The 23,267-nt window shown below is 64.6% G+C and carries 18 protein-coding genes; 15 read left to right on the plus strand and 3 right to left on the minus strand.

Annotated elements, in window-relative coordinates; all coding sequences use genetic code 11:
* Positions 1-36: 36 nt before the first annotated feature.
* Positions 37-330, minus strand: coding sequence for a DUF3297 family protein (locus LZ536_RS12020; protein WP_249849018.1), 294 nt, complete (start codon positions 328-330; stop codon positions 37-39).
* Positions 331-466: 136 nt separating this feature from the next.
* On the opposite strand from LZ536_RS12020, the gene LZ536_RS12025 reads away from it, so the two are divergent.
* The 7 genes from LZ536_RS12025 (at position 467) to LZ536_RS12055 (ending at position 11,945) form a co-directional block, all read left to right on the plus strand.
* Positions 467-3,799 (plus strand): amidohydrolase family protein, encoded by a 3,333-nt coding sequence (locus tag LZ536_RS12025; protein ID WP_249849019.1) that lies wholly within the window; start codon positions 467-469, stop codon positions 3,797-3,799.
* A gap of 57 nt (positions 3,800-3,856) precedes the next feature.
* Positions 3,857-4,573 (plus strand): hypothetical protein, encoded by a 717-nt coding sequence (locus tag LZ536_RS12030; RefSeq protein ID WP_249849020.1) that lies wholly within the window; start codon positions 3,857-3,859, stop codon positions 4,571-4,573.
* A gap of 108 nt (positions 4,574-4,681) precedes the next feature.
* A complete protein-coding gene (locus LZ536_RS12035) occupies positions 4,682-5,944 on the plus strand; it encodes a 3-methyl-2-oxobutanoate dehydrogenase (2-methylpropanoyl-transferring) subunit alpha (RefSeq protein ID WP_249849021.1) in 1,263 nt (420 codons plus the stop codon).
* 8 nt (positions 5,945-5,952) lie between these two features.
* A complete protein-coding gene (locus LZ536_RS12040) occupies positions 5,953-6,957 on the plus strand; it encodes an alpha-ketoacid dehydrogenase subunit beta (protein WP_249849227.1) in 1,005 nt (334 codons plus the stop codon).
* Positions 6,957-8,270: a dihydrolipoamide acetyltransferase family protein gene (locus LZ536_RS12045; RefSeq protein ID WP_249849022.1), complete on the plus strand. Its 1,314-nt coding sequence runs from the start codon at positions 6,957-6,959 to the stop codon at positions 8,268-8,270. The genes LZ536_RS12040 and LZ536_RS12045 overlap by 1 nt, the downstream gene beginning before the upstream one ends.
* A 92-nt stretch (positions 8,271-8,362) precedes the next feature.
* Positions 8,363-10,936 carry a TonB-dependent receptor gene (locus LZ536_RS12050; protein ID WP_249849023.1) on the plus strand — a complete coding sequence of 858 codons (2,574 nt, stop codon included), beginning with the start codon at positions 8,363-8,365 and terminating at the stop codon, positions 10,934-10,936.
* Positions 10,937-10,976: 40 nt separating this feature from the next.
* Entirely contained in the window at positions 10,977-11,945 is a 969-nt protein-coding gene (locus LZ536_RS12055) for a class I SAM-dependent methyltransferase (RefSeq protein ID WP_249849024.1), read from the plus strand.
* An 87-nt stretch (positions 11,946-12,032) separates the two neighbouring features.
* On the opposite strand, the gene LZ536_RS12060 is transcribed toward LZ536_RS12055, so the two are convergent.
* The gene (locus LZ536_RS12060; protein WP_249849025.1) at positions 12,033-12,584 is read right to left on the minus strand and encodes an FMN-dependent NADH-azoreductase; all 552 of its coding nucleotides are present in this window, start codon (positions 12,582-12,584) and stop codon (positions 12,033-12,035) included.
* Between the two features lie 112 nt (positions 12,585-12,696).
* Here LZ536_RS12060 and LZ536_RS12065 point away from each other — a divergent pair, with 112 nt between their 5' ends.
* Positions 12,697-13,086, plus strand: coding sequence for a winged helix-turn-helix transcriptional regulator (locus LZ536_RS12065; protein ID WP_431357951.1), 390 nt, complete (start codon positions 12,697-12,699; stop codon positions 13,084-13,086).
* 63 nt (positions 13,087-13,149) lie between these two features.
* Positions 13,150-14,457, plus strand: a complete 1,308-nt coding sequence (locus LZ536_RS12070) for an MFS transporter (RefSeq protein ID WP_249849026.1) — start codon at positions 13,150-13,152, stop codon at positions 14,455-14,457.
* On the opposite strand, the gene LZ536_RS12075 is transcribed toward LZ536_RS12070, so the two are convergent.
* Entirely contained in the window at positions 14,454-14,720 is a 267-nt protein-coding gene (locus tag LZ536_RS12075; protein ID WP_249849027.1) for a hypothetical protein, read from the minus strand. The two genes, LZ536_RS12070 and LZ536_RS12075, sit on opposite strands and share 4 nt — an antisense overlap.
* Before the next feature lie 125 nt (positions 14,721-14,845).
* Here LZ536_RS12075 and LZ536_RS12080 point away from each other — a divergent pair, with 125 nt between their 5' ends.
* From LZ536_RS12080 to LZ536_RS12105, 6 genes are all read left to right on the plus strand, one after another.
* The gene (locus LZ536_RS12080) at positions 14,846-17,158 is read left to right on the plus strand and encodes a transketolase family protein (protein WP_249849028.1); all 2,313 of its coding nucleotides are present in this window, start codon (positions 14,846-14,848) and stop codon (positions 17,156-17,158) included.
* 10 nt (positions 17,159-17,168) lie between these two features.
* Positions 17,169-17,621, plus strand: a complete 453-nt coding sequence (locus LZ536_RS12085) for a MaoC family dehydratase (RefSeq protein WP_249849029.1) — start codon at positions 17,169-17,171, stop codon at positions 17,619-17,621.
* Complete coding sequence (locus tag LZ536_RS12090) at positions 17,621-18,454, plus strand: HpcH/HpaI aldolase/citrate lyase family protein (protein WP_249849030.1); 834 nt, start codon at positions 17,621-17,623, stop codon at positions 18,452-18,454. Before LZ536_RS12085 ends, LZ536_RS12090 begins: the two co-directional genes overlap by 1 nt.
* A 10-nt stretch (positions 18,455-18,464) precedes the next feature.
* Positions 18,465-19,553: an NAD(P)-dependent alcohol dehydrogenase gene (locus LZ536_RS12095; RefSeq protein ID WP_283938552.1), complete on the plus strand. Its 1,089-nt coding sequence runs from the start codon at positions 18,465-18,467 to the stop codon at positions 19,551-19,553.
* Complete coding sequence (gene acs / locus LZ536_RS12100) at positions 19,550-21,472, plus strand: acetate--CoA ligase (protein WP_431357952.1); 1,923 nt, start codon at positions 19,550-19,552, stop codon at positions 21,470-21,472. The genes LZ536_RS12095 and acs overlap by 4 nt, the downstream gene beginning before the upstream one ends.
* 139 nt (positions 21,473-21,611) lie before the next feature.
* Positions 21,612-23,267, plus strand: coding sequence for an MFS transporter (locus LZ536_RS12105; protein ID WP_249849031.1), 1,656 nt, complete (start codon positions 21,612-21,614; stop codon positions 23,265-23,267).

Raw genomic sequence — 23,267 nt, forward strand, 5'->3', positions numbered from 1 at the left:
TCCTCCTCGTTCGGGTCAGGCTTGGTAAGTCCGGAGCTAGCTTTCGGATGACTCTTCCGAGGCTTCTTCCGAACCCTTCTCACCGAGGCCTTCGATGTAGGGCTCGACCTTGCCCTTGAGGGTCAGGGTCATGGGATTGCCGAAACGGTCGCGGCTGCGGCCGGCGATGATTTTGATCCAGCCTTCCGAGACGCAATATTCCTCGACGTTGGTCTTTTCCTGGCCGTTGAAGCGGATGCCGACGCCGCGCTCCAACACTGCCTCATCGAAATAGGGGCTGCGCGGGTCGAGGCTCAGGCGATCGGGGAGTTCGTTGGTCTGTTCGGTCATGACGGATCGCCTAGTCCCCACTCGCCGCTTCCGTCAACGCGCGCGTGTCTTCGACCAACGGCGACCTGTGTGGATTGCGTTCGCACGACTGCGTCGCCAAAGTCCCCGGCGACAAGTCCGTTCCCCGGGGGTTTCCATGCGCCGCTTCACGCTGTTTCTCGCCGCCTCTTCGCTCGCCAGCCTCGCCGCCGCCCAGGCGCCGACGCCGCCGGTCGCGCCACCGCCGCCGCAGCCCGGTGCCGCCGAGCCGATGACGCAGGCCAAGCCTGCGAACGTACCGGCCGCGCCGCAGCCCGACGCTGCGAAGAAGGACGCGAAGTGGGACGTCAACGCCCGCCACGGCCCCGGCCATGACGCGCAGATCGACACGCACACCGGCACCTGGATGAGCGTGGATGTTTCGCCGGACGGCAAGGAGATCGCCTTCGACCTGCTCGGCGACATCTACGCAATCCCAATCACAGGCGGCGAGGCGCGGCCGCTTGCCACCGGCAATGCGTGGGAAATGCAGCCGCGTTACTCGCCGGACGGGCGCGAGATCGCCTTCACGTCCGACCGGGGCGGCGGCGACAATATCTGGACGATGGACCGCAACGGCCAGAACTTGCGGCAGATCACCAAGGAAGACTTCCGCCTGCTGAACCAGGCCGACTGGACCCCGGACGGAAATTACATCGTCGCCCGCAAGCATTTCACCTCGTCGCGCTCGTTGGGTGCGGGCGAGATGTGGCTCTACCATCGCTCGGGCGGCGGCGCAGGCCTGCAAATGACCAAGGCGCGCACCAAGCAGAAGGACACCAACGAACCCGCCTTCTCGCCCGACGGTCGCTACCTCTATTTCTCCGACGACGCGACGCCGGGCGAGGTCTTTGAATATTCCAAGGACGTCAACGGCCAGATTTATGTGATCCAGCGGCTCGACCGGCAGACGGGCAAGATCGAGACGTTCATCGACGGCCCCGGCGGCGCCATCCGGCCGACGCCATCGCCGGACGGCAAGACCTTGGCCTTCATCCGCCGGGTCCGGTACAAATCCGTGCTGATGCTGATGGATATCGAGTCCGGCCGCATCACGCCGCTGACCAACATCCTCGACCGCGACATGCAGGAAACCTGGGCGGTTCACGGCGTCTATCCGGGCATGGACTGGACGCCGGACGGCAAGTCCATCGTCTTTTACGCCGACGGCGGCATCAAGCGCATCGACGTTGCCTCAAAGCAGGTCACGGACATCCCCTTCCACGTGACCGGCACGCGCTTCGTCGAGGACGCGGTGCGCCAGCAGAAGGACGTTTCGCCGAACAGCTTCGATGTGAAGATGATCCGTTTCGCCCATGCCAGCCCCGACGGGCGGCGCGTGGCCTATGAAGCGCTGGGGCAATTGTGGGTGCGCGATGCGGCCGGCGGAACGCCGCGACGGTTGACCAATTCGACCGACTTCGAATCCTATCCGACCTGGTCGCGCGACGGGCGGCAGATCGCCTTCGTCAGCTGGAACGACGACAAGGCCGGGCGGATCAAGGTCGTGTCCGCGACCGGCGGCGCGGCGCGCGACGTGACACCGGAGCCGGGCCATTATCTGGAGCCGACGTTCTCGCCCGACGGCAGCCTCATTGCCTATCGCAAGACCAGCGACGGTTACCTGACGACGGCCCTCTGGGGCCGCGAGCCGGGCATCTATGTCGTGCCGGTCAAGGGCGGCAAGCCGACCCGGGTCACCGAAAACGGCTACCAACCGGAATTCGGCGCGACCAACGACCGCATCTTTTTCACCGCGCCTGCAGCCGAAGGAAAGCGGGAGCTGCACTCGGTCAATCTGACCGGCGGCGACGAGGTCACGCACGTCGTCTCGCAGAACGCAGGCGAGTTCGCACTGTCGCCGGACGAGCAATATCTCGGCTGGGTCGAACGCTACCAGGCCTATGTCATGCCGTTCGTGCGGTCCGGCCGGTCGGTCGAGATTTCGCCGGACACCAAGGCGCTGCCGGTGTCGCGGGTCTCGGCGGATGCCGGCGACTGGCTGCATTGGTCGGGCAACAGTCGGACGCTCTATTGGACTCAGGGGCCGGACCTTTTTGCGCAGAATTTGAATGCGGTCGGCGGCTTCGCCGGCGGCAAGCAGGCGGTGGCGCCGGTCTATGCGCACCTCGGGTTCACTGCCAATGCCGACAAGCCGCGCGGGCTGATCGCGCTGACCGGCGCGCGCATCATCACCATGCGCGGCGGCGGTGACGAGGTTATCGAGAACGGCACGATCCTGATCGATGGCGACCGGATCAGCGCCGTCGGCCCGACCGCTTCGATCACCTATCCCGCGGGCACGCGGACGATCGACGTTACCGGCAAGACGATCATGCCGGGCCTGATCGATGCGCACTGGCACGGGTCGATGGGCAGCGACCTCATCATCCCCAAGCAGAACTGGTTTCATGCGGCCGCGCTCGCTTACGGCGTGACGACCATCCACGACCCGTCGAACGAGACGAAGGAGATTTTCGCCGCGTCGGAATATCAGAAGGCCGGCAAGATCGTCGGGCCGCGCATCTTCTCGACCGGCACCATCCTCTATGGCGCGACGACGCCGTTCACGGTCGAGATCAAGACGCTTGACGATGCGCTGTCGCACCTGCGTCGCCTGAAGGCGTCGGGCGCATGGTCGGTGAAAAGCTACAACCAGCCGCGGCGCGAACAGCGGCAGATGATCATCGAAGCAGCGCGGCAACTCGGCATGGAAGTGGTGCCGGAAGGCGGGTCCTTGTTCGAGATGAACATGACGATGATCGCCGACGGGCACACGACCATCGAGCATTCGCTTCCGGTGCAGAAAATCTATGACGACGTACTGCAGTTCTGGAAGGGCAGCGGCACGGCCTACACGCCGACGATGGTCGTCACTTACGGCGGGCCGTTCGGCGAGAATTACTGGTATCAGCATACGCAGGTCTGGAACGAGCCGATCCTGTCGAAATGGGTCCCGCGTCCGCTGCTCGATGCGCGCTCGCGGCGGCCGGTGATGAACCCGCCGGAAGAGGACAACCTCGTTTCCAACGCGATCACGGCGCGACGGGTCGGCGAGCTCGGCATTCCGGTTTCGATCGGCGCGCACGGCCAGCGCGAGGGCCTCGGGGCGCACTGGGACATGTGGACCTTCGTAATGGGCGGGATGACGCCGATGCAGGCGCTGCACACCGGGACGATTAACCCGGCCCGCGCGCTCGGCCTCGACAAGGATTTGGGCAGCCTCGAAGTCGGCAAGCTTGCCGACCTAGTCGTGCTCGACGACAACCCGCTCGAGAACATCCGCAATTCCGACCACATCGCCATGACGATGGCCGGCGGCAGGCTGCTCGATTCGAACCTGCGGATCATCGCCGGCGGCACCGGCGGCTTCCAGCCCTTCTGGTTTCAGCAGCAGGCCGGCGGATCCTATACGGCGACAGCGACAATGGTGACGAAAGAAGCGGACTGAGGCGCTCCCGGTCGGTAAACGGCCGGTTCATTGAGTCTCATCAACGGGCAGCAAGCCTTGAGTTCCGGAACCTATCGCAACGCCCCGGCCTGGGATGCGACGACGGCGACCCGCCGCGGTTCCGGGCTGGGGCTGGCGATCGCCATCAACGGGCTGATCTTCCTGGTGCTGATGACGCTGGGGGCGGCCGAGTTTACCAAGAAGCCGGATGACGTCCTGGTCGTCGACATGGTGTCGTCGCGCTCTGCGTCGGCACCGCCGCCTCCGCAGGCCGAAAAGTCGACCGAGACGTCGAAGCCCAGGGTGCCGCCGATCAAGCCGCCGCCGATCCAGATTCCGATCGCCAAGCCGCTCGACTTCATCCCGCTCACCAAGGAGGAGTTCGCTGCCTCCGACATCCGCAACCTGGGCCACGCGCCGGGTGAGGGCCAGCAGGCGGCGGCAGACGATTCCGAGGCAATCGGCCGGGCGCCAAATGGCGAGCTGATGTACGGCGCCGAATGGTACCGCAAACCGACCGATGCCGAGCTGGACGGGTACATGCCGCCGAACGCGCCGGAAGGATATGGCCTCATCGCCTGCAAGACTGCCCCGGACCACCGCGTCGAGGATTGCATCGAACTCGAAAATTATCCGCCCGGATCGCACCTTGCGAGCGCCGTGCGGCAAGCGGCATGGCAATTCCGGGTCCGCGCCCCGCGCAAGAACGGGCAGGAAATGATGGGCGCCTGGGTCCGGATCAAGATCGAGTATTTCCACGGGCCGGCGCGGTAGCCGCATGGTCCCCTGCAAAGCTTTCGGTTCAGCCGGTTAAGGCCAAAGTCAAGTTTCCTTGACAGTGAGATTTGCACGGTTGCGCGCACGCGACTAAGCGGGCCGGCGATGGCCGATAAGCAACCTTCCCGGCGCAATGCGCCAGCGCTGGCGCTGCATGTGCCGGAGCCGCCGTTCCGTCCCGGCGACACGCCCGATTTCTCGTCGATCAAGGTGCCGCCCGCGGGCAGCGCGCCGCGCCCCGACACGGCGGTTGCTGCAAGGGAGACCCACCCGCTCGCGACCGACCTTGTTCGCGTGCTCGACGAGGATGCCAAGGCCGTCGGTCCGTGGGACCCGAAGCTCGATGCGGACACTTTGCGCAAGATCCTGAAGGACATGGTCACGGTCCGCGTGTTCGACGACCGGATGTACCGCGCCCAGCGCCAGGGCAAGACCAGCTTCTACATGAAGTGCACCGGCGAAGAGGCGATCGCAACCAGCGCCGCCGCGGCGCTCGATTTCGAGGACATTCACTTCCCGACCTATCGCCAGCAGGGCATTCTCGTCAGCCGCGGCTATCCGCTCGTGAAGATGATGTGCCAGATCTATTCGAACCCCGGCGACCACATGAAGGGCCGCCAGCTGCCGATCATGTATTCGGACAAGAAGCACGGCTTCTTCACCATCTCCGGCAACCTCGGCACGCAGTACCCGCAGGCGGTCGGGTGGGCGATGGCGAGCGCGATCAAGGGCGACAGCCGCATCGCCATGGGCTGGGTCGGCGACGGCGCAACGGCAGAGGGCGACTTCCATTCCGCAATGACCTTCGCGGCCGTCTATAACGCGCCGGTCATCCTGGCGACGGTCAACAACCAGTGGGCCATCTCCAGCTTCAGCGGCATCGCGGGCGGCGAGCGGGCGACCTTTGCGCAGCGCGGCATCGGTTATGGCATCGCCACCCTGCGCGTCGACGGCAATGACGCGCTGGCGGTTTACGCAGCGGTGCGCTGGGCGGCCGAACGGGCACGGTCGAACAAGGGCCCGACGATGATCGAGTTCTTCACCTATCGCGCCGAGGGCCATTCGACCTCCGACGACCCGACCGGATATCGAGCAGCGGGCGAAGCGCAGAGCTGGCCGCTCGGCGACCCGATCGAGCGGCTGAAGGCGCACCTTATCGGCATCGGCGAATGGGACGAGGAGCGGCATTCCGAGATCACCAAGAATGCCGACGCTGAAGTCCGCGCCGCGCAGAAGGAAGCCGAGAAGCTCGGCATCCTTCCCGAGCAGGGCAAGAGCGACATCGGGTCGGTGTTCGAGGACGTCTACGCCGACATGCCGTGGCACATCGCCGAGCAGCGCGACCAGGCTCTTGAGGAGCAGCGCTGATGCCGGTGATGAACATGATCCAGGCGATCAACGACGCCCACAAGGTGATGATGCGCCGCGACCCCGACATCGTCGTCTATGGTGAGGACGTCGGCTTTTTCGGCGGCGTCTTTCGCGCCACGGAAGGCTTGCAGAAGGAATTCGGCAAGCAGCGTTGCTTCGACGCGCCGATTTCCGAAGGCGGCATTGTCGGAACCGCCGTCGGCATGGCCGCCTATGGCCTGAAGCCGGTGATCGAGATCCAGTTCGCCGATTACATCTACCCGGGCTACGACCAGATCGTCAGCGAAGTCGCCAAGATGCGCTATCGCACCGCCGGCGAATGGTCGATGCCGATGGTCATCCGATCGCCTTATGGCGGCGGCATCTTCGGCGGCCAGACCCACAGCCAGTCGCCGGAAAGCCTGTTCACCCATATCGCCGGCCTGAAGGTGGTCGTGCCATCGACGCCCTATGACGCCAAGGGCCTGTTGATCGCCGCCATCGAGGATCCGGACCCGGTCATCTTCTTCGAGCCCAAGCGCATCTACAACGGCCCGTTCGACGGGCATCACGACCGGCCGGTGACGCCCTGGGCGCGGCACAAGGCAAGCGAGGTCCCGGAAGGCCATTATACCGTGCCGCTCGGCAAGGCCGAGATCGTCCGCGAAGGCGAGGAAGTGACGATCCTCGCTTATGGCACCATGGTGCATGTCGCTTTGGCGGCCGTCGAGGACAACAAGATCGACGCCGAGGTCATCGACCTCCGTACGCTCGTCCCGCTCGACATCGAGACGATCGAAAAGTCGGTGCAGAAGACCGGCCGCTGCCTGATCGCGCAGGAAGCGCCGCGCACATCCGGCTTTGCCTCGGAACTGGCCACGCTCGTCCAGGAACGCTGCTTCTACAATCTCGAAGCGCCGGTCGGCCGGGTCACCGGCTGGGACACACCTTATCCGCACGCTTACGAATGGACCTATTTCCCCGGCCCCAAGCGCATGAAGACGGCGCTCCAGAAAGTGATGGCTGACTGATGGCAACCTACCAGTTCAAGCTGCCCGACATTGGCGAAGGCATTGCCGAGGCGGAGATCGTCGCGTGGCACGTGAAGGTCGGCGATACGGTCGAGGAAGACCAGCAGCTGGCCGACATGATGACCGACAAGGCGACGGTCGAGATGGAAAGCCCGGTCGCCGGCAAGGTGACGAAACTGGCTGGCGAAGTCGGCGACCAGATCGCCATCGGCTCCGTGCTCGTCGAGATCGAGACCGCCGGCGATGCCTCCGCCGCCGAAGCGCCCGCGCCTGACAGCCGGCGGGAAGTGCCGCTGGCCGACGGCGCCGAACGTCCGACCAAGGAGCAGAAGGAAGCCATGCCGGTCATGGCGACCGCCAAGCCGGCCCCGGCCCCTGCCCCTGAATCGGAAGTCGAAGCCGCGCCCCCACCCGCTCCACGGGTCGAACCCGAAGTCGCCGAGAAAGAGCCGAGCCACGAGAAGGTGCTCGCATCTCCCGCCGTGCGCGCCCGTGCCCGCGACCTTAACATCGACCTCGCAGAAGTGAGGACGACCAGCGACCGCATCCGCCACGCCGACCTCGACGCCTATCTGCTCTACAATGGCGGCAGCGTTTCGAGCCGGGGCGCCGCGCCACGCGCCGACGAGACGATCAAGGTCGTCGGCCTCCGCCGCAAGATCGCCGAGAACATGCAGGAAGCGAAGCGCCGCATCCCGCACTTCGCCTTGATCGAAGAGTTCGACGTCACCGCCCTTGAAGACACACGCGCGATGATGAACCGCGACCGCGGATCCAATCCCAAACTGACGGTGCTTCCCTTCCTGATCACGGCCATGTCGAGGGCGGTGGCCGAATGGCCCATGATCAACGCCACTTATGACGACGAGGCCAATGTCGTGACGCGCCATGGTGCGGTCCACATGGGTGTCGCCACCCAGACGGACGGCGGCCTGATGGTGCCGGTCATCCGCAACGCGGACGGGATGACCGTCTGGCAGCTGGCTTCGGAAGTGCTGCGTCTCAGCGAGGCGGCGCGTACCGGTAAAGCCAGCCGCGAGGAACTGAGCGGGCCGACCATCACCATTTCGTCGCTCGGGCCGATGGGCGGCGTCGTTTCGACCCCGGTGATCAATCCGCCCCAGGTTGCGACGATTGCCGTCAACAAGCTGGAAGAGAAGGTCGTGGTCGTTGCTGGCGAGATCGAGGTTCGCAAGCGCATGAATCTTTCGCTCAGCTGCGACCACCGCGTGGTCGACGGCTGGGACGCGGCGAGCTTCATGCAAGCGCTGAAGGGTTACATCGAGAACCCGCTGCGCCTGCTGTCGGCCTGATCGAACGGCCTAACGCAGATTAAAAACTCCCGCTTGCGGGACCGTCACATTCATGCGCTAATTCCCGCCTGAATTCAGGAGGGGGATTCATCATGCATTTGCGCGCTCTCTTCGCGGCCGGCAGCCTGCTGGCGCTTGTTACCGCCACGCCGTCGCTAGCCCAGACCACCGGAGAGACCCCAGCGGCCAGCCAGCCACCGGAACAGGCAGAGCAGCCCGCCGACGAAACGAGCGAGAATGTCATCGTCACCGCCCAGCTGCGCGAGCAGCGGCCGGTCGAAGTCCCGTTCGCGCTGACGACCTATTCGGGACGATTCCTCGACGACCTTAACATCCAGGAATTCGAGGACCTGGCGCGCTACACGCCGGGCTTCGCGGTGCAGAACCAGTCGCCGAACAATCCGGCGATCAGCATCCGCGGCATCACCGTCGATAGCGGCGCATCCTTCTTCGAACCGCGCGTGTCGATCTACCAGGATGGCGTTTCAATCGCGAAGCCGCGCGGCGCCTATGTCGAACTGTTCGACGTCGAGCGCGTCGAGATTTCGAAGGGTCCGCAGTCGACCCTCTACGGTCGCGGCGCGCTGATCGGTGCGGTCAATATCGTCCAGAACAAGCCGAGGCTGGGTGAAACCAGCGCGATGGTCCGCGGCGAGATGGGCAATCTCGATTATTGGCTGGGCGAGGGGATGATCAACGTGCCGCTGGGCGACAGCGCCGCACTGCGCGTCGCCGGCCGCTACAAGAAGCGCGACGGCTATGTCGACAGCCTGCTGCCCGGCGTCGACGATTTCAATTCCATCAAGACCGGAGCCGTGCGGGGCTCGCTGAGGTTCGAGCCGTCGGACACGATCACGCTCGACCTCATCGGCAATTACCAGAAGGACAAGCCGAGCGGCACGTCATTCAAGTCCTTGCTCTACACCGCAACCGACCCGGTGACCGGCGAAGTGCTGGACGGGACCGGCATCCGTGATGGCGCAGCCCTGGCGCCGGGTGCCGGCTTCGAGGGCGGCAAGGACCTGGGCGTCGACCGCGAAGTCTGGGGTATCACCGGCCTCGCCAAGGTTGAGCTGAGTCCGGCCTTCACCCTGAACTCGATCACCGCGTACCGCGCGTTCAACACGCTCGAAATCCTCGACATCGACGGCATTTCCCTGCCGGTCATCACCGGCGCCGAGGACTTCGACGACAAGCAGTTCAGCCAGGAATTGCGGTTGACCTGGGACAATGACGGTCCCGTCACCGCCTTTGTCGGGGCAAGCTATTTCCATGAGGAAGCCCAGCAGCGGCAGTCGGTCCAGTTTGACGAGCGATTTGCGCTGGCGAGGCTGGCGGACGCCCTGAACGGCGGCGGCTTCATCCCCGGCCGGCCGGCGTCCGACCCGGCACCGGCATCCTTGCTGAGCAATCCGGGGTTCGACGCATTGCTGTTGCAGGGCGTCGCCGCGAGCTTCGGCTACCCGCTCGACGGGGCGACCGCGCTCGGCATCGCCAACAACCTCAAGTCCGACCATCGCGAACAGGACATCAACGAGTCGAAGACCAACGCCTTCGACATCTTCGGCGACGTGACCTGGAAGGTCTCGCCGGAGATTGAGTTGGGCGCGGGCCTCAGGTGGACGCACGACGACAAGACCACCAGCATCAGCGACAGCGTATTGAACAACCGTTCGATCCTCGGCGGCTTCCTGGGCGCCTTGTCGCTGCCGGAACCGAACCGTTCTGCGATTTTGGCAGCGCTATCCTCGCCGTTCGTGCAACTGCTCCCGGCGAGCGTGCTGCCGCTGTTCGGCGTTACCTTCCAGCCGACCGACAATAATGGCGACGCGATCGACGCGCATAACAAGGACGACGGCTTCACCTACCGCCTGTTCGGCCGCTGGTCGCCCAACGAGGACAGCAGCATCTATGCGATCTACGCGCGCGGGCGCCGGCCCGAGGTGTTGTCGGCCCTGAACCCGGCGGTGCCGTTCGGTGACCCGCGTTTCAACCTGGTCGATGCCGAGACAGTCGACAGCTTCGAGATCGGCGCGAAGACAGCCATGTTGAACCGCAAGCTCTACCTCGACGGCGCGCTCTTCTATTACAAATACGATAACTTCCAGACGCTCGAGCAGGTCGGCACGACCTTCGTCACAACCAATGCCGGCAAGGCGGAAAGCTATGGTTTCGAAGCACAGGTCCGTTACGACCCGAGCCGCGACCTGAGGCTATTCGCCAATTACGCCTTCAACCACGCGCGATTCAAAAGCGGGGTGCTTGACGGCAATCACTTCCGGCTGGCGCCCGAGCATACGTTCAGCGCCGGCCTGACCTGGGCCCATGATGTCGGGCCCGGCCGCATCGATTTCACCCCGGCGGTCACCTACCAGTCCAAGGTCTTCTTCGACGACAACAACGACATATCGGCGCTGCAGCAGCCGCCGGCGACCCTGCTCCCCGACCTCATCCAGGACGAGTTTCAGGACGGCTATGCCCTGTTTAGCGCCCGTCTCGGCTACGGCCTCCAGGGCGGGCAATACCGGGCGGAGCTGTTTGTCGAGAACGCGTTTGACAAGAAGTACATCAAGGATGCCGGCAACAGCGGCGATGCGCTCGGCCTGCCGACCTTCATCGCCGGCGAGCCGCGGACTTACGGAATCCAGCTGACGGCGAAATTCTAGTGCTCGCCTGATCCGGCGCGCTTGTCTAAGCGCGTCGGTGATGGACGAACGCAAGGCCTGGGACCTCTTCTGGAGTTACGACCGGCTGGCCTCCTTCGGGACCGGCCGGGGCGCGGGCAATTACGGCCAGGCAATCGCTTCGGGTTGGCGCGATTTCTTCGCCGCTTTGCCTGTCGGGGCGCGGGTCATGGACCTCGCCACCGGCAATGGTGCCATCGCGGTGATGGCGGTCGAGGCGGGAGACAATCTCGATGTGACGGGGGCGGACCTGGCTTCGGTGCGTCCAGCCGCATTCGTGTCCAAAGGCAAAAGTGCGCTCGCCAAAATCCGTTTCCTCAGCGACACGCCGGCCGAGGACCTGCCGCTCGACGGCGGCAGCTTCGATGCGGTCGTCAGCCAGTACGGCATCGAATATTCGGACCTTGAACGATCGGTTCCTGAGGCGGTTCGCATTCTGGCGCCCGGCGGTCGGCTGCGGTTTGCCTGCCATGCGGCTGAAGGATCGGTGGCCGCCGACACCAAGCGGGCCATCAAGGATGCCGATTTCCTGCTCGACGAGGTCGAACTGACCAGACATGCGGCCACTTGCATCCCGGCCATCCTCAATGTCGAGCGAGGCCGCGCCAGGGGGGCTTTCGCCCAAGTCGAAGCGCAGGAGCAGTATCGGAAATTCCGCGAGGCCCTGCGGCTTGTTGCGGAGCGCGCGCGGAGTGCGGCGGACGCGGACATGCTGGCCTCCGTGCATCGTTCGCTGACCGACCTGTTCCAGCAGCGAAAGTCGCATTCCGAGAGTGAGATCGGATCGAAAGTCGACGCGCTTCGCCTTGAAGTGGAGGCGCATCGCGAACGCGAACGGGCGCTGCTGGGGGCGGCACTGTCGGCCGACGAAATGGGCGAAATGGCGGAGCGGCTCGATGCACTCGGGCTGCGCCAGATCAAGCAAGGCGAGCAGCGCAACGGCGATGCGCTGATCGGGCACGTCATCGAGGCCGTGTCGTTCGCCGTTTAAATCTATTCGTTTGTCGAGGCCGCATCGTCGACCTGTAAACGGGTAATCGCTGTTCGGCCCGGCGCCGAAGCACCGGGCCTGAAGCATTCAGGCTGCGAGGCGGACGGTCTCGCCAATGGCAAGGCCGATGGCCTCTTCACGCTGCTCCGGGCCGATGGAAAGGCCCTCGGCCGTGACGAACTCCGGCTCGATGCCGATGAAGTTGAAGACGCCGCGCAGGTAAGTCTCGAGATGCTCGAGGGAGGACGCCGGAGAGCCTTCGCTGTAGATGCCGCCACGGGTCAAGGCGACGATGACACGCTTGCCCTTGGCAAGGCCTTCAGGCCCATTTTCCGTGTAGTGGAAAGTCGTACCGGCAACGACGATGCGATCGATCCAGGCCTTCAGCTGGGTCGGGAGCGTGAAATTGTACATCGGCGCGCCGATGACGATCGTGTCCGCCGCCAGGAATTCCTCCAGGTCGAGATTTGCCGCGAACGCGTCGAGCGTCAGGTGCGGGATCGGGTTCGCAACCAGGTCACGGTAGATGACGCTTTCGCCCCAGTTGGACTGCTTCAGCTTGTCGACAATGGCAGAGGTTATGACGCGGCTGGCGCTGTTTTCGCCATTGATGCTGCTGTCGATATGCAGGATGGTCACTATTGCCTCCTAAGTATTGATTTGTTACCGAGGCACTCCAAATAACCATCAGCGAAACGCCCGCAAGAACGCACTTTTTTGTGGTTCAGACACAAATTTGTGGCCCGGGAACATGGAGGTGACTGCGATGAAGGATCCCAGCAACCCGGTCTGCCGGACAATCAGCACATTGCTGTCGCGCATCGGCGACAAATGGACGGTGCTGGTGGTGCAAACGCTCGGCGACGGGTCGAGGCGCTTTAACGAGCTGCGCCGGGAAATCCCGAGCGTGTCGCAGCGCATGCTGACGCTGACCTTGCGCAACCTGGAGCGTGACGGACTGGTCAGTCGGACGGTGACGCCGTCCATCCCGCCGCGTGTGGATTATGAGCTGACCGCGCTCGGCAAGTCGCTGCAGAAGCCGATTTGCGGCCTTGCTACCTGGGCTACGGAAAATGTCGAGGCGATCCACCAGGCGCAGGCGCGCTTCGACGCCGCGGCCGACGAGGCTGTCGCCGCCTAGCTTTTCCGGGCCAAGGCGCTTAGCCTTTCATCATTGCAGTGCTGTCGGGGGAAGGCGCTGAACATGAGCCAGACTGTCGGCAACCCGGTCGAACGATCGACCATTTCAATCATCTCGTGGCGGATCCTGCCGCTGATCGGCCTCGGCTATCTCTTCTCGCTGATGGACCGCGTCAACGTCAGCTTCGCGGCCCTGCAGATGAACGAGGAGCTGAAGTTCAGCGCCACCGTCTACGGCATTGGCGCGGGCACTTTCTATCTCGCCTACGCGCTGTTCGAGATCCCATCGAACATGCTGCTGACTCGGTTCGGCGCGCGGCGCTGGCTGGCGCGGATCATGGTGACGTGGGGCATATTGGCGGCCGGCATGATGTTTGTGCGGACGCCGACCCAATTCTACATCATGCGTTTCCTGCTGGGCGCAGCCGAAGCCGGCTTTTTCCCGGGCGTCGTCTTCTACCTCTCCCACTGGTTCCCGCGGATGCAGCGGGGACGGGCAATCAGCCGCTTCTACTTCTTCGGGCCGCTAGCATCGACGATCATGGGTGCGGCATCGCCGGTCCTACTCAATCTCCATGGCCACGGCGGACTCAGCGGCTGGCAATGGCTGTTCCTGGTGGAAGGCCTGCCGGCGGCGTTTGTCGGGATCGCCATTTTTTTCCTGCTGCCGGACGCACCGCGCGGAGTGCGCTGGCTGAGTGAGCCTCAGAAGGATTGGATCGACAGCAACCTCGCGGCGGACGCCGAGCGGCTCGCTGCGCATGGCACCGGCGGATTGAGGGCGGCGGTATCCCACCCGGCGACATTGCGGTTCGGCTTCCTCGGGATGCTGACCATCGGCGCGATGATGACCTATACCCTATCGGCGCCGTTGATCCTCAAGGGCGCCGGCTTCGGCAGCGGCGCGATCGGGACGCTGGTCGCGGTGGGGGGCGTGCTCGGCGCCCTTGGAATGCTTGCGACCGGCTGGGTTTCGGACCGGCGCGGCGAGCGCTTCACGACCATGTGGATCAGCACGACCTTGATGGGCCTGTCCTTCGCCCTGACCGCCGTGGCCGATTCCAAGCCAGTGTTCGCGGTCGCCTACCTGCTCTACGGCCTTTCGTGGGGTTCCGTGACCTTGTCGCAGGTCAGCGCCTGGCCGGACGTGCTCCATGGCCGCGTGCTCGCTCTAGGCTGCGCCGCCGTGAACACCCTGTCGCAAATCGGAGCCTTTCTGATGCCGATCGGATGGGGCCGGGCCGCGGACGCTACCGGAAGCTTCGACGCCGGCCTGATCGGACTAACGGTGGCGACCGCAATCGCGCTGCTGATGACCGCGGAGCTCGCGAGTCACGTAAGGCGAACCCAAGCAAGGGTAGCGACGGCTTAGGCGGCCGCCCAGGCCTTGGTCGTCTCGACGATATTGAGTTCCCGGATCAGCGCATCCACGCTCTCGGTCAGCTCCGGCAGGAAGGTGATCTGATGGCGGGCGCCGCGATAGGATTCGGCCATCAGGATCGCATCGATAACGATCGGGACGATCAGGCCCTCGGCGTCTTCCAGCTCGGTCAGCCCCTGAAGCTTGGCGAGCACCTTGCGCCGCGCCGCTTCCGGGTCTGTCATGGCCGCCGTACGGCCGATCATCCACGCCATTTCAAATCACTCCCTGGGTAAGCGCCAAGGATAATCCTTCGGCAGCAGTCGTGAAGTTCGGACGGGCGCGCCCCGCCTTCGCCTTGTCGCTTTGCCTCGCGAGACCGAAGCGCTAGGGCGTCGCCATGCTGAAGACTGCCGCGCCCGACATCGCCGCCCTCAAGCTTGCCGAGGAACGGCTGCGCTGGCTGAGCGCCTGGACAATCCACCATGCCAATCACATCCGCGAGAGTGCGGACGGGCTGAAGGTCGGCGGTCACCAGGCGAGCTGCGCATCGATGACGGCGATCATGGCGGCGCTCTATTTCCATGCGCTGGGTCCGAACGACCGGGTGGCGGTGAAACCGCATGCCGGGCCCGTGCTGCATGCGATCCATTATCTGCTGGGCTCGCAGAGCCTGGAGCAGCTGCAGAACTTCCGCGGATACCAGGGCATGCAATCCTATCCAAGCCGGACGAAAGACAAGATTCCGGTCGACTTCTCGACAGGATCGGTGGGACTTGGTGTCGCGATCACGGCATTCGCCAGCCTCATCCAGGATTACCTCACCGCGCACGGAATGATGGATGAAGCGGATCGCGGGCGGTTCGTGGCGCTGATTGGCGATGCCGAGCTTGATGAGGGCAATATCTATGAGTGCTTGATCGAGGCCTACAAGCACGACATCCGCAATTGCTGGTGGATCGTCGACTACAACCGCCAGAGTCTCGACGCGACGAGCACCGACCGCATGTTCGAGCGCTTCGACGAGATTTTCGCCTCCTGCGGATGGCGGACGATCGAGCTTCGTTACGGCAAGAAGCTGGCGGCGGCGCTGAAGGCCAATCCGGCAGTGGGCGAATGGCTGGATACGCTTCCCAACGCCGACCATTCGGCGCTGCTCTACCAAGGCGGAGCGGCGTGGCGGGCTAGGATCGAGAAAGACCTCGGCAAAAAGGCCGACAAACTGCTGAAGACCTATGACGATGAGGCGTTGACGGCGCTGATGAGCGATCTCGGCGGGCATTGCATGGAGACGCTGACGCAGGTCTTCGATGCGGCGCAGGACGATGTCCCTACACTGTTCGTCGCCTGGACAGTGAAGGGCTTCGGCCTGCCCTTCGCCGGGCACAAGGACAATCACGCCGGCCTGATGAACCCGACGCAGATGGCGGCCTTCCGTGAAAGCATGGGTGTTGCAGAAGGCTCTGAATGGGAGCCGCTCAACGGCGTCGGCGACAATGCCCGGCCGGGCCTGGAAGCGCTGATCGAAAAATGCCGGATCGCGCGCGAGAAGAGGACGCGCGATTTCGGGCGGGTCAAAATGCCGGCATTGCCGGCGCCAACGGGCGACGAGCAATCGACGCAGGCGGCGTTTGGGCGGATCCTGCTCGACCTCGCCAAGTCGGGACACCCACTTGCCGACCGGATCGTTACCACCTCGCCGGACGTCACCGTGTCGACCAACCTCGGCGCGTGGGTGAACCAGCGCGGATTGTTCAAGCGGCGCGAAATGGCGGATGTATTCGCGCAGGCAAAAATTGCTTCGGCGCAAAAATGGTCGGCTAGCAACCAAGGGCAACATATCGAGCTAGGTATCGCTGAATCCAACCTTTTCCTGATGCTGGCGGCGGCAGGACTGTCGGGCGATTTGTTCGGAGAACGGCTTTTCCCAATCGGGACGCTCTACGACCCGTTCATCGCGCGCGGCCTCGATAGCCTCAACTACGCCTGTTACCAGGATGCGCGCTTCCTGCTGGTGGCGACGCCGAGCGGCATCACGCTGGGGCCGGAAGGCGGGGCGCACCAGTCGATCAACCCGCCGCTGATCGCCTTGGGCCAGCCAGGCCTCAGGCATTACGAGCCGGCCTTTGCCGACGAATTGGCGATCATGATGCGCGAAGCATTCCGGCTGATCGACGACCCGGCGGGCGAGTCGACCTACCTTCGCCTGTCGACGCGTTCGATCCAGCAGTTCGAGCGGGCGAATGACGACTGGCAGGCGGATGCATTGGCGGGTGGTTATTGGCTGCGCGAGCCCGGCCCGAATGCCGAAAGCGCCATCGTCGCGATGGGTGCGGTAATGCCCGAGGCGCTGGCGGCGCATGAGGAATTGAGCGCGGACATTCCGGGGCTCGGTCTGCTTGCGGTCACTTCGCCCGATTTGCTGCATCGCGGCTGGTCGGCGGCGCAGGCTGCGCGGTGGGGTGGCCAACGCCAGCCCAGCCATGCGGAGACCTTGCTGTCGAAGTTGGAGCCGGGAGCTGGTCTGGTGACTTTGTGCGACGGCGCGCCGGCCAGTCTATCCTGGCTTGGAGGCGTCCTGGGACAACGGGTCGCGCCGCTTGGCGTCGATCGCTTCGGCCAGACCGGCAACCTGCCCGACCTCTATGCCGCCTACCGGCTCGATGGCGATGCCATCACGGAGGCGATTGCCGAGGTGCTGCTGACCGCTTAGGGGGTTGGCCATGCCAGGACGCTTTTTCGACGAGTGGCAGGTCGGCGACACGGTCGCCCACTCGATCACGCGCACGATCACCGAGACCGACAACCTCCTTATCTCGACGCTGACGCATAATCCGCAGCCGCTGCACATCGATGCCGAGGCGGCGAAGGCGAGCGAGTTCGGTCAGATCCTGGTCAATAGCTGCCTGACCTTCAGCCTGGTGGTCGGCGTTTCGGTCGAGGATACGACGCTCGGGACTTTGGTCGCAAACCTCGGCTTTGACGAGGTTCGGCTGCCCAAGCCTGTCTTCATCGGCGACACCCTGAAGTTCGAGAGCGAGGTCATCGAGCTTCGCGAGAGCAAGTCGCGGCCGACAGCGGGCATCGTCACGTGGGCGCATCGCGCCATCAATCAGCGCGGCGAAGCCGTGTGCACAATGAAACGATCGGCCCTCATCCAGAAGAAGCCTGCCTGATGAGCGAGCCGCGTTCCTGGCTGTTCGTCCCTGCCGATAGCGAGAAGAAGATCGCCAAGGCGCTGCAGAGCGAAGCCGACGCAGTCATCTTCGACCTGGAGGATAGCGTCGCGCCGAGCCAGAAGGCGGCGGCGCGCGATATCCTGAAGAACCTGCCCAAGCAGTCGAACGGCCCGCAATGGTGGGTGCGCGTGAACCCGCTCGGATCGGAATTCCACAAGGACGATCTGACGCTGATCGGCAGCGCCTATGTCCACGGCATCGTCCTACCCAAGGCGGAGAGCGGCGCCGACGTCGTCCAGCTCGCCCACCGCACCGGCAACATCCCGATCCATGCGATCGTCACCGAGACGGCGGCGAGCCTGTTCGGGTTGCTCAGCTATCGTTCGCCCAGCACGACGCTGGCGGCGATGAGCTGGGGCGCGGAGGACCTTTCGGCGGCGCTCGGCGCCTCGTCCAAATATGATGAGAGCGGGGAACTTAGCTTCACCTACAAGCTGGCGCGGTCTTTGTGCCTTGCCGGCGCGATGGCTGCCGGCGTCCAGCCGGTCGACGGCGTCTTCGCTGATTTTCGCGACGAGGAAGGGTTGCGCAAGGAATCCGAGGCTGCGCGGCGCGAGGGTTTCACCGGCAAGCTGGCGATCCATCCGGCGCAAGTGGCGGTGATCAACGCCGCCTTCACGCCGTCCGCCGCCGACATCGCCCATGCGGAGGCGATTGTCGCCGCGTTCGAGGCACATCCCGACGCGGGCGTGCTGTCCGTCGACGGCAAAATGGTCGATCGCCCGCACCTCGTGCAGGCGAAACGCACATTGGAGCGCGCATTAAAATAGGAGTCTGATCATGGCGACGACGGCGGAACCCCAGGCAGCAATGAGCAGTGGACCAACGATCGCCAAGGGCTGGGGAACGGATGCGCCCGACCAGCCGCTGCGGCCGATGGAGTTCGAGCGCCGCGCGCTCCGCCCCGACGATGTCGCGATTCGGATCACCTACGCCGGCATCTGCCACAGCGACCTCCACACCTGTCGCAACGATTGGGGCGGCACGCGCTACCCGGTTATTCCCGGCCACGAGATCGTCGGCACGGTCACGGCCGTCGGCAACGAAGTGACCCGCCACCGCGTCGGTGACACGGTCGCCGTCGGCTGCATGGTGGACAGCTGCATGGAATGCGACCAGTGCCTGGAAGGCTGGGAAGTCTTCTGCCGCAAGGGGTGCGTCCAGACCTACAACAGCAAGGACTATCACGACGGGACGGTGAGCAAGGGCGGCTACACCGACCATATCGTCGTGCGCGACCATTTCTGCTGCAAGGTGCCGGACGGCATGGACGTCAGCAAAGTCGCGCCTTTGCTCTGCGCCGGCATCACCACCTACTCGCCGCTGCGTCAGTACAATGTCGGCCCGACGACCAAGGTGGCGGTCGTCGGCCTTGGCGGGCTCGGCCACATGGGCGTCAAGCTAGCCGCCGCCATGGGCGCGCACGTCACGATGATCACGACGACGCCGAGCAAGGGCGAGGATGCGCGGGCGCTGGGTGCGCACGACGTCATTATCTCGACCGACGCGGAGCAGATGAAGGCGGCGTCGACGCGCTTCGACTTCATCCTCAACACAATTCCGGTCAGCCACGAGATCGACGGCTATCTCCAACTGCTCGGACGGTCGGGACGGATGGTCATCGTCGGCGCGCTGACGCCGATGCCGGGCTTCGTCGGCATGAACCTCATCTGGTGGAACCGGGCGGTCGGCGGGTCGGCGATCGGCGGCATTCCCGAGACGCAGGAAATGCTCGATTTCTGCGCCGCCAAGGGCATCTACCCGGACGTCGAGATGATCCGCATGGACGAGGTGAACGACGCCTATGAGCGGCTTCTGAAGAACGACGTCCGCTACCGCTTCGTCATCGACATGGAAAAGGGGCTGTGAGCGAAACTGTCCATCCGGTTCCGGATACCTATCTGGCGCGCTACGGCCCGGCCGAGGTCGAGGCGCTTCGCCAGCAGGCGGAATCGGATCCGGACGGTTTCTGGCTCGATCTTGCCAAGAGGCTCGACTGGTACCGCCCGCCGACCAAGGCGGGCGACTGGTCGTACAATGAGGACGACTTCCACATTGAATGGTACGCCGACGGCCAGCTGAACCTCAGCGTCAATTGCCTCGACCGCCAGCTCGATGCGCGCGGCGACAAGGTCGCGCTGATCTTCGAAGCCGACGAGCCCGGCACCGGCCGCAGCCTCACCTACCGCGAAATCTACGAAGAGACGTGCCGGTTCGCGAACCTGCTGAAGAGCTACGACATCGGCCGCGGCGACCGGGTCATGATCTACATGCCGATGATCCCGGAAGCGGCGGCGGCGATGCTGGCTTGCGCCCGGATCGGCGCGGTGCATTCGGTCTGTTTCGGCGGCTTTTCTCCCGAAAGCCTCGCAGGCCGCATCTCTGATTGCGACGCCTGCGCCGTCATCACCGCTGACGAAGGCGTGCGCGGCGGCAAGATCATCCCGCTGAAGCTCAACGTCGACGAGGCGCTGAAGGAATCGCCGGTTCCGACATGCATCGTCGTCACGCGCACCGGCAACGACGTGCCGATGACCGAAGGCCGCGATGTCCTCTATTCCGCCGTCCGCGAGGCGCTGTCGACGGAGTGCGAGCCCGAAGTGATGAACGCGGAGGACCCGCTCTTCATCCTCTACACCAGCGGCTCGACCGGCAAGCCGAAGGGCGTCGTCCACACGACCGGCGGCTATGCGGTCTGGGCGGCGACGACCTTCGACTGGATCTTCCAGCCCCAGGCGTCGGACATCTTCTGGTGCACGGCCGATGTCGGCTGGATCACCGGCCACACCTATGTCGTCTACGGGCCGCTGATGAACGGCGCGACCAGCATCATGTTCGACGGAGTTCCCAATTACCCCGACTTCGGCCGCTTCTGGGAGACGGTCGACCGGCTGGGCGTCACGATCTTCTACACGGCGCCGACGGCCATCCGCGCACTCGAGCGCGAGGGCGACGATTGGGTGACGCGCTACTCACGCGAATCCATCCGGCTGCTCGGCACGGTCGGCGAGCCGATCAACCCGGACGCCTGGGAATGGTACTGGCGGGTTGTCGGCGGCGGCCGCGTGCCGATCGTCGATACCTGGTGGCAGACGGAAACCGGCGCGGCGCTCATCTCTCCCCTCCCCGGCTCGACACCGATGAAGCCCGGGTCGGCGACCCAACCCCTGCCCGGCATCCACGCCATATTGGTCGACGAGCACGGCAAGGAGCTCGAAGGCGCGGTCAGCGGCAACCTCTGTCTGACCACCTCATGGCCCGGCCAGATGCGAACCGTCTGGGGTGACCACAAGCGCTTCTTCGACACCTATTTCACGACATATCGCGGCCGCTATTTCACCGGCGATGGCTGCCGCCGCGACGAGGACGGCTATTACTGGATCACCGGCCGCGTCGACGACGTCATCAACGTCTCCGGCCACCGCGTCGGCAGCGCCGAGGTCGAAAGCTCGCTGGTGTCGCACCCGCTAGTCGCCGAGGCCGCGGTCGTCGGCTATCCGCACGACATCAAGGGCTCGGCGGTCTACGCGTTTGTGACGCTGAATGCGGGCGAGGAAGGCACGGACGCGGTCCGACAGGAACTGATCAAGGAGGTCCGCCACGACATCGGCGGGCTGGCGGCGCCAGAGAAGATCCACTTCACCCCGGCCCTGCCCAAGACCCGCTCCGGCAAAATCATGCGCCGCATCCTCCGCAAGATCGCCGAGGGCGCGACCGACGGCTTCGGAGACACATCCACGCTCGCCGATCCAAGTGTCGTCGACGCTTTGCTTGCAGGACGGCAATAGTTCGTGCCCCTGCGAAGGCAGAGGCCCAGTCCGGCGAAGCCGTTAAGAAGCGCTTCGCGCGACTAGGCTCCTGCCTTCGCAGGAGCGCACTTGCCTCCCGCACTCACACCGCTATCCCTTCTCCTCTCGGGGGAGAGACATGGCGAGTATTGCACTTCACGATGACCACCAGCCCTGGCCGATGAAGCGCGTCGTCGCGGCGTCGTCGGCGGGCACCGCGTTCGAATGGTACGACTTCTTCATCTTCGGCAGCCTGGCGACGACCATCCAGAAGGTCTTCTTCGCCGGCCTCGACCCGACCGCAGGCCTCGTCGCCGCGCTCGGACTGTTCGCCGCCGGCTTCGCTTTCCGCCCGCTTGGTGCGGTGATCTTCGGCGTCATCGGCGACCGGGTTGGCCGCAAGGGCGCCTTCCTCGCTACCGTCAGCCTGATGGGCGGCGCGACCTTTCTCATCGGCCTGCTGCCGACCTACCAGACGGCCGGCATCGTCTCGCCGATCCTGCTCATCCTGCTGCGCATCTGCCAGGGCATCGCGCTCGGCGGAGAATATGGCGGCGCGGCGATCTATGTGGCCGAGCATGCGCCCCGGAAGCAGCGCGGCATGATGACCGGCTGGATCCAGATCACGGCGTCACTCGGCCTCATCGCCGGCCTGCTGGTGATCCTCGCCACCCGCAAGACGCTCGGCGACGACGGTTTCCAGGCCTGGGGCTGGCGCGTGCCGTTCCTCGCCTCGGTCGTGCTGCTAGGGATTTCGCTCTGGATGCGGGTCAGGCTCTCGGAAAGTCCGGAATTCGCCAAGCTGAAGGCGGAGGGTGCGGTCACGAAGATGCCGCTGCGCGAGGCTTTCGCCCAACGCGACAACCTCCGCCGCGTGCTGATTGCCTTCTTTGGCATCATGTGTGCGCAGGGCGCCGTCTGGTATCTGACCTTCTTCTATATCCAGGTGTTCCTGACGCGCTCGCTGGGGGTGCCGGAGCAGACCAAGGACATGCTGGTGCTCGGCATGACCGTATTGAGCGCGCCGCTCTACGTCTATTTCGGGCATCTCTCGGACAAGGTCGGCCGCAAACGAGTGATGCTCGGCGGAATGTTGCTGGCGCTCGTCGCCTACAATCCCGGCTTCCACGCCATCGCCAATGCCGCCAACCCGGCGTTGGCCGCCGCCCACCTAAGCAAGCCGGTCGAAGTCCACGTCGACCCGGCTACCTGCAAGGTGCAGTTCGACCCGGTCGGCACCCGGCGCTTCGACAGCAGCTGCGACATCGCCAAGTCGATGCTGGCGACGATGGGCATCAGCTACGACATCATCCCCTATGCGGATAAAGAGGCGATCGTCTCCGTCGGCCAGCAGCAGGTGCAGATCCCGGACGGGCGCGGCCTCGATACGGCCGATCTGAAGGCGCTGAAGGATGCGTCGACCAAGGAAGTCCGCGCGGCCCTGACGGCGGAGGGTTATCCCGAAAAGGCCGACCCGGCGAAGATGAACTACGGCGTCATGTTCGCCTGGCTGATGGTGTTCGCGGTGGCGGCCACGGCGCTCTACGGGCCGCAGGCGGCGGCGCTGGTCGAAATGTTCCCGACCCGCATCCGCTACACGGCCATGTCGGTGCCCTATCATGCCGGCACCGGCTGGGTCGGCGGCTTCCTGCCCTTCACCAGCTTCGCGCTGGTGGCGATCACCGGCAATATCTACGCCAGCCTCTGGTACCCGGCGTTTTTCACCGCGATTTCGGTCGTGGTCGCCTTCTTCTTCATCAAGGAGACGAAGGGAAAACCGCTGGATCAGTGCTGA

Origin of the sequence: Sphingomonas alba (assembly GCF_023516555.1) — a bacterium.
In the GTDB taxonomy this organism is placed as follows: Bacteria; Pseudomonadota; Alphaproteobacteria; order Sphingomonadales; family Sphingomonadaceae; genus Sphingomicrobium; species Sphingomicrobium album.

Bases quoted from the DNA above. Each gene is read 5' to 3' on its own strand.
- LZ536_RS12040 (WP_249849227.1), top strand. From the start codon at position 5,953: ATGAACATGATCCAGGCGATCAACGACGCCCACAAGGTGATGATGCGC.
- LZ536_RS12020 (WP_249849018.1), bottom strand. From the start codon at position 330: ATGACCGAACAGACCAACGAACTCCCCGATCGCCTGAGCCTCGACCCG.
- LZ536_RS12095 (WP_283938552.1), top strand. From the start codon at position 18,465: ATGGCGACGACGGCGGAACCCCAGGCAGCAATGAGCAGTGGACCAACG.
- LZ536_RS12090 (WP_249849030.1), top strand. From the start codon at position 17,621: ATGAGCGAGCCGCGTTCCTGGCTGTTCGTCCCTGCCGATAGCGAGAAG.
- LZ536_RS12045 (WP_249849022.1), top strand. From the start codon at position 6,957: ATGGCAACCTACCAGTTCAAGCTGCCCGACATTGGCGAAGGCATTGCC.
- LZ536_RS12105 (WP_249849031.1), top strand. From the start codon at position 21,612: ATGGCGAGTATTGCACTTCACGATGACCACCAGCCCTGGCCGATGAAG.
- LZ536_RS12065 (WP_431357951.1), top strand. From the start codon at position 12,697: ATGGAGGTGACTGCGATGAAGGATCCCAGCAACCCGGTCTGCCGGACA.
- LZ536_RS12055 (WP_249849024.1), top strand. From the start codon at position 10,977: ATGGACGAACGCAAGGCCTGGGACCTCTTCTGGAGTTACGACCGGCTG.
- LZ536_RS12080 (WP_249849028.1), top strand. From the start codon at position 14,846: ATGCTGAAGACTGCCGCGCCCGACATCGCCGCCCTCAAGCTTGCCGAG.
- LZ536_RS12035 (WP_249849021.1), top strand. From the start codon at position 4,682: ATGGCCGATAAGCAACCTTCCCGGCGCAATGCGCCAGCGCTGGCGCTG.
- LZ536_RS12070 (WP_249849026.1), top strand. From the start codon at position 13,150: ATGAGCCAGACTGTCGGCAACCCGGTCGAACGATCGACCATTTCAATC.
- LZ536_RS12050 (WP_249849023.1), top strand. From the start codon at position 8,363: ATGCATTTGCGCGCTCTCTTCGCGGCCGGCAGCCTGCTGGCGCTTGTT.
- LZ536_RS12085 (WP_249849029.1), top strand. From the start codon at position 17,169: ATGCCAGGACGCTTTTTCGACGAGTGGCAGGTCGGCGACACGGTCGCC.
- LZ536_RS12025 (WP_249849019.1), top strand. From the start codon at position 467: ATGCGCCGCTTCACGCTGTTTCTCGCCGCCTCTTCGCTCGCCAGCCTC.
- LZ536_RS12075 (WP_249849027.1), bottom strand. From the start codon at position 14,720: ATGGCGTGGATGATCGGCCGTACGGCGGCCATGACAGACCCGGAAGCG.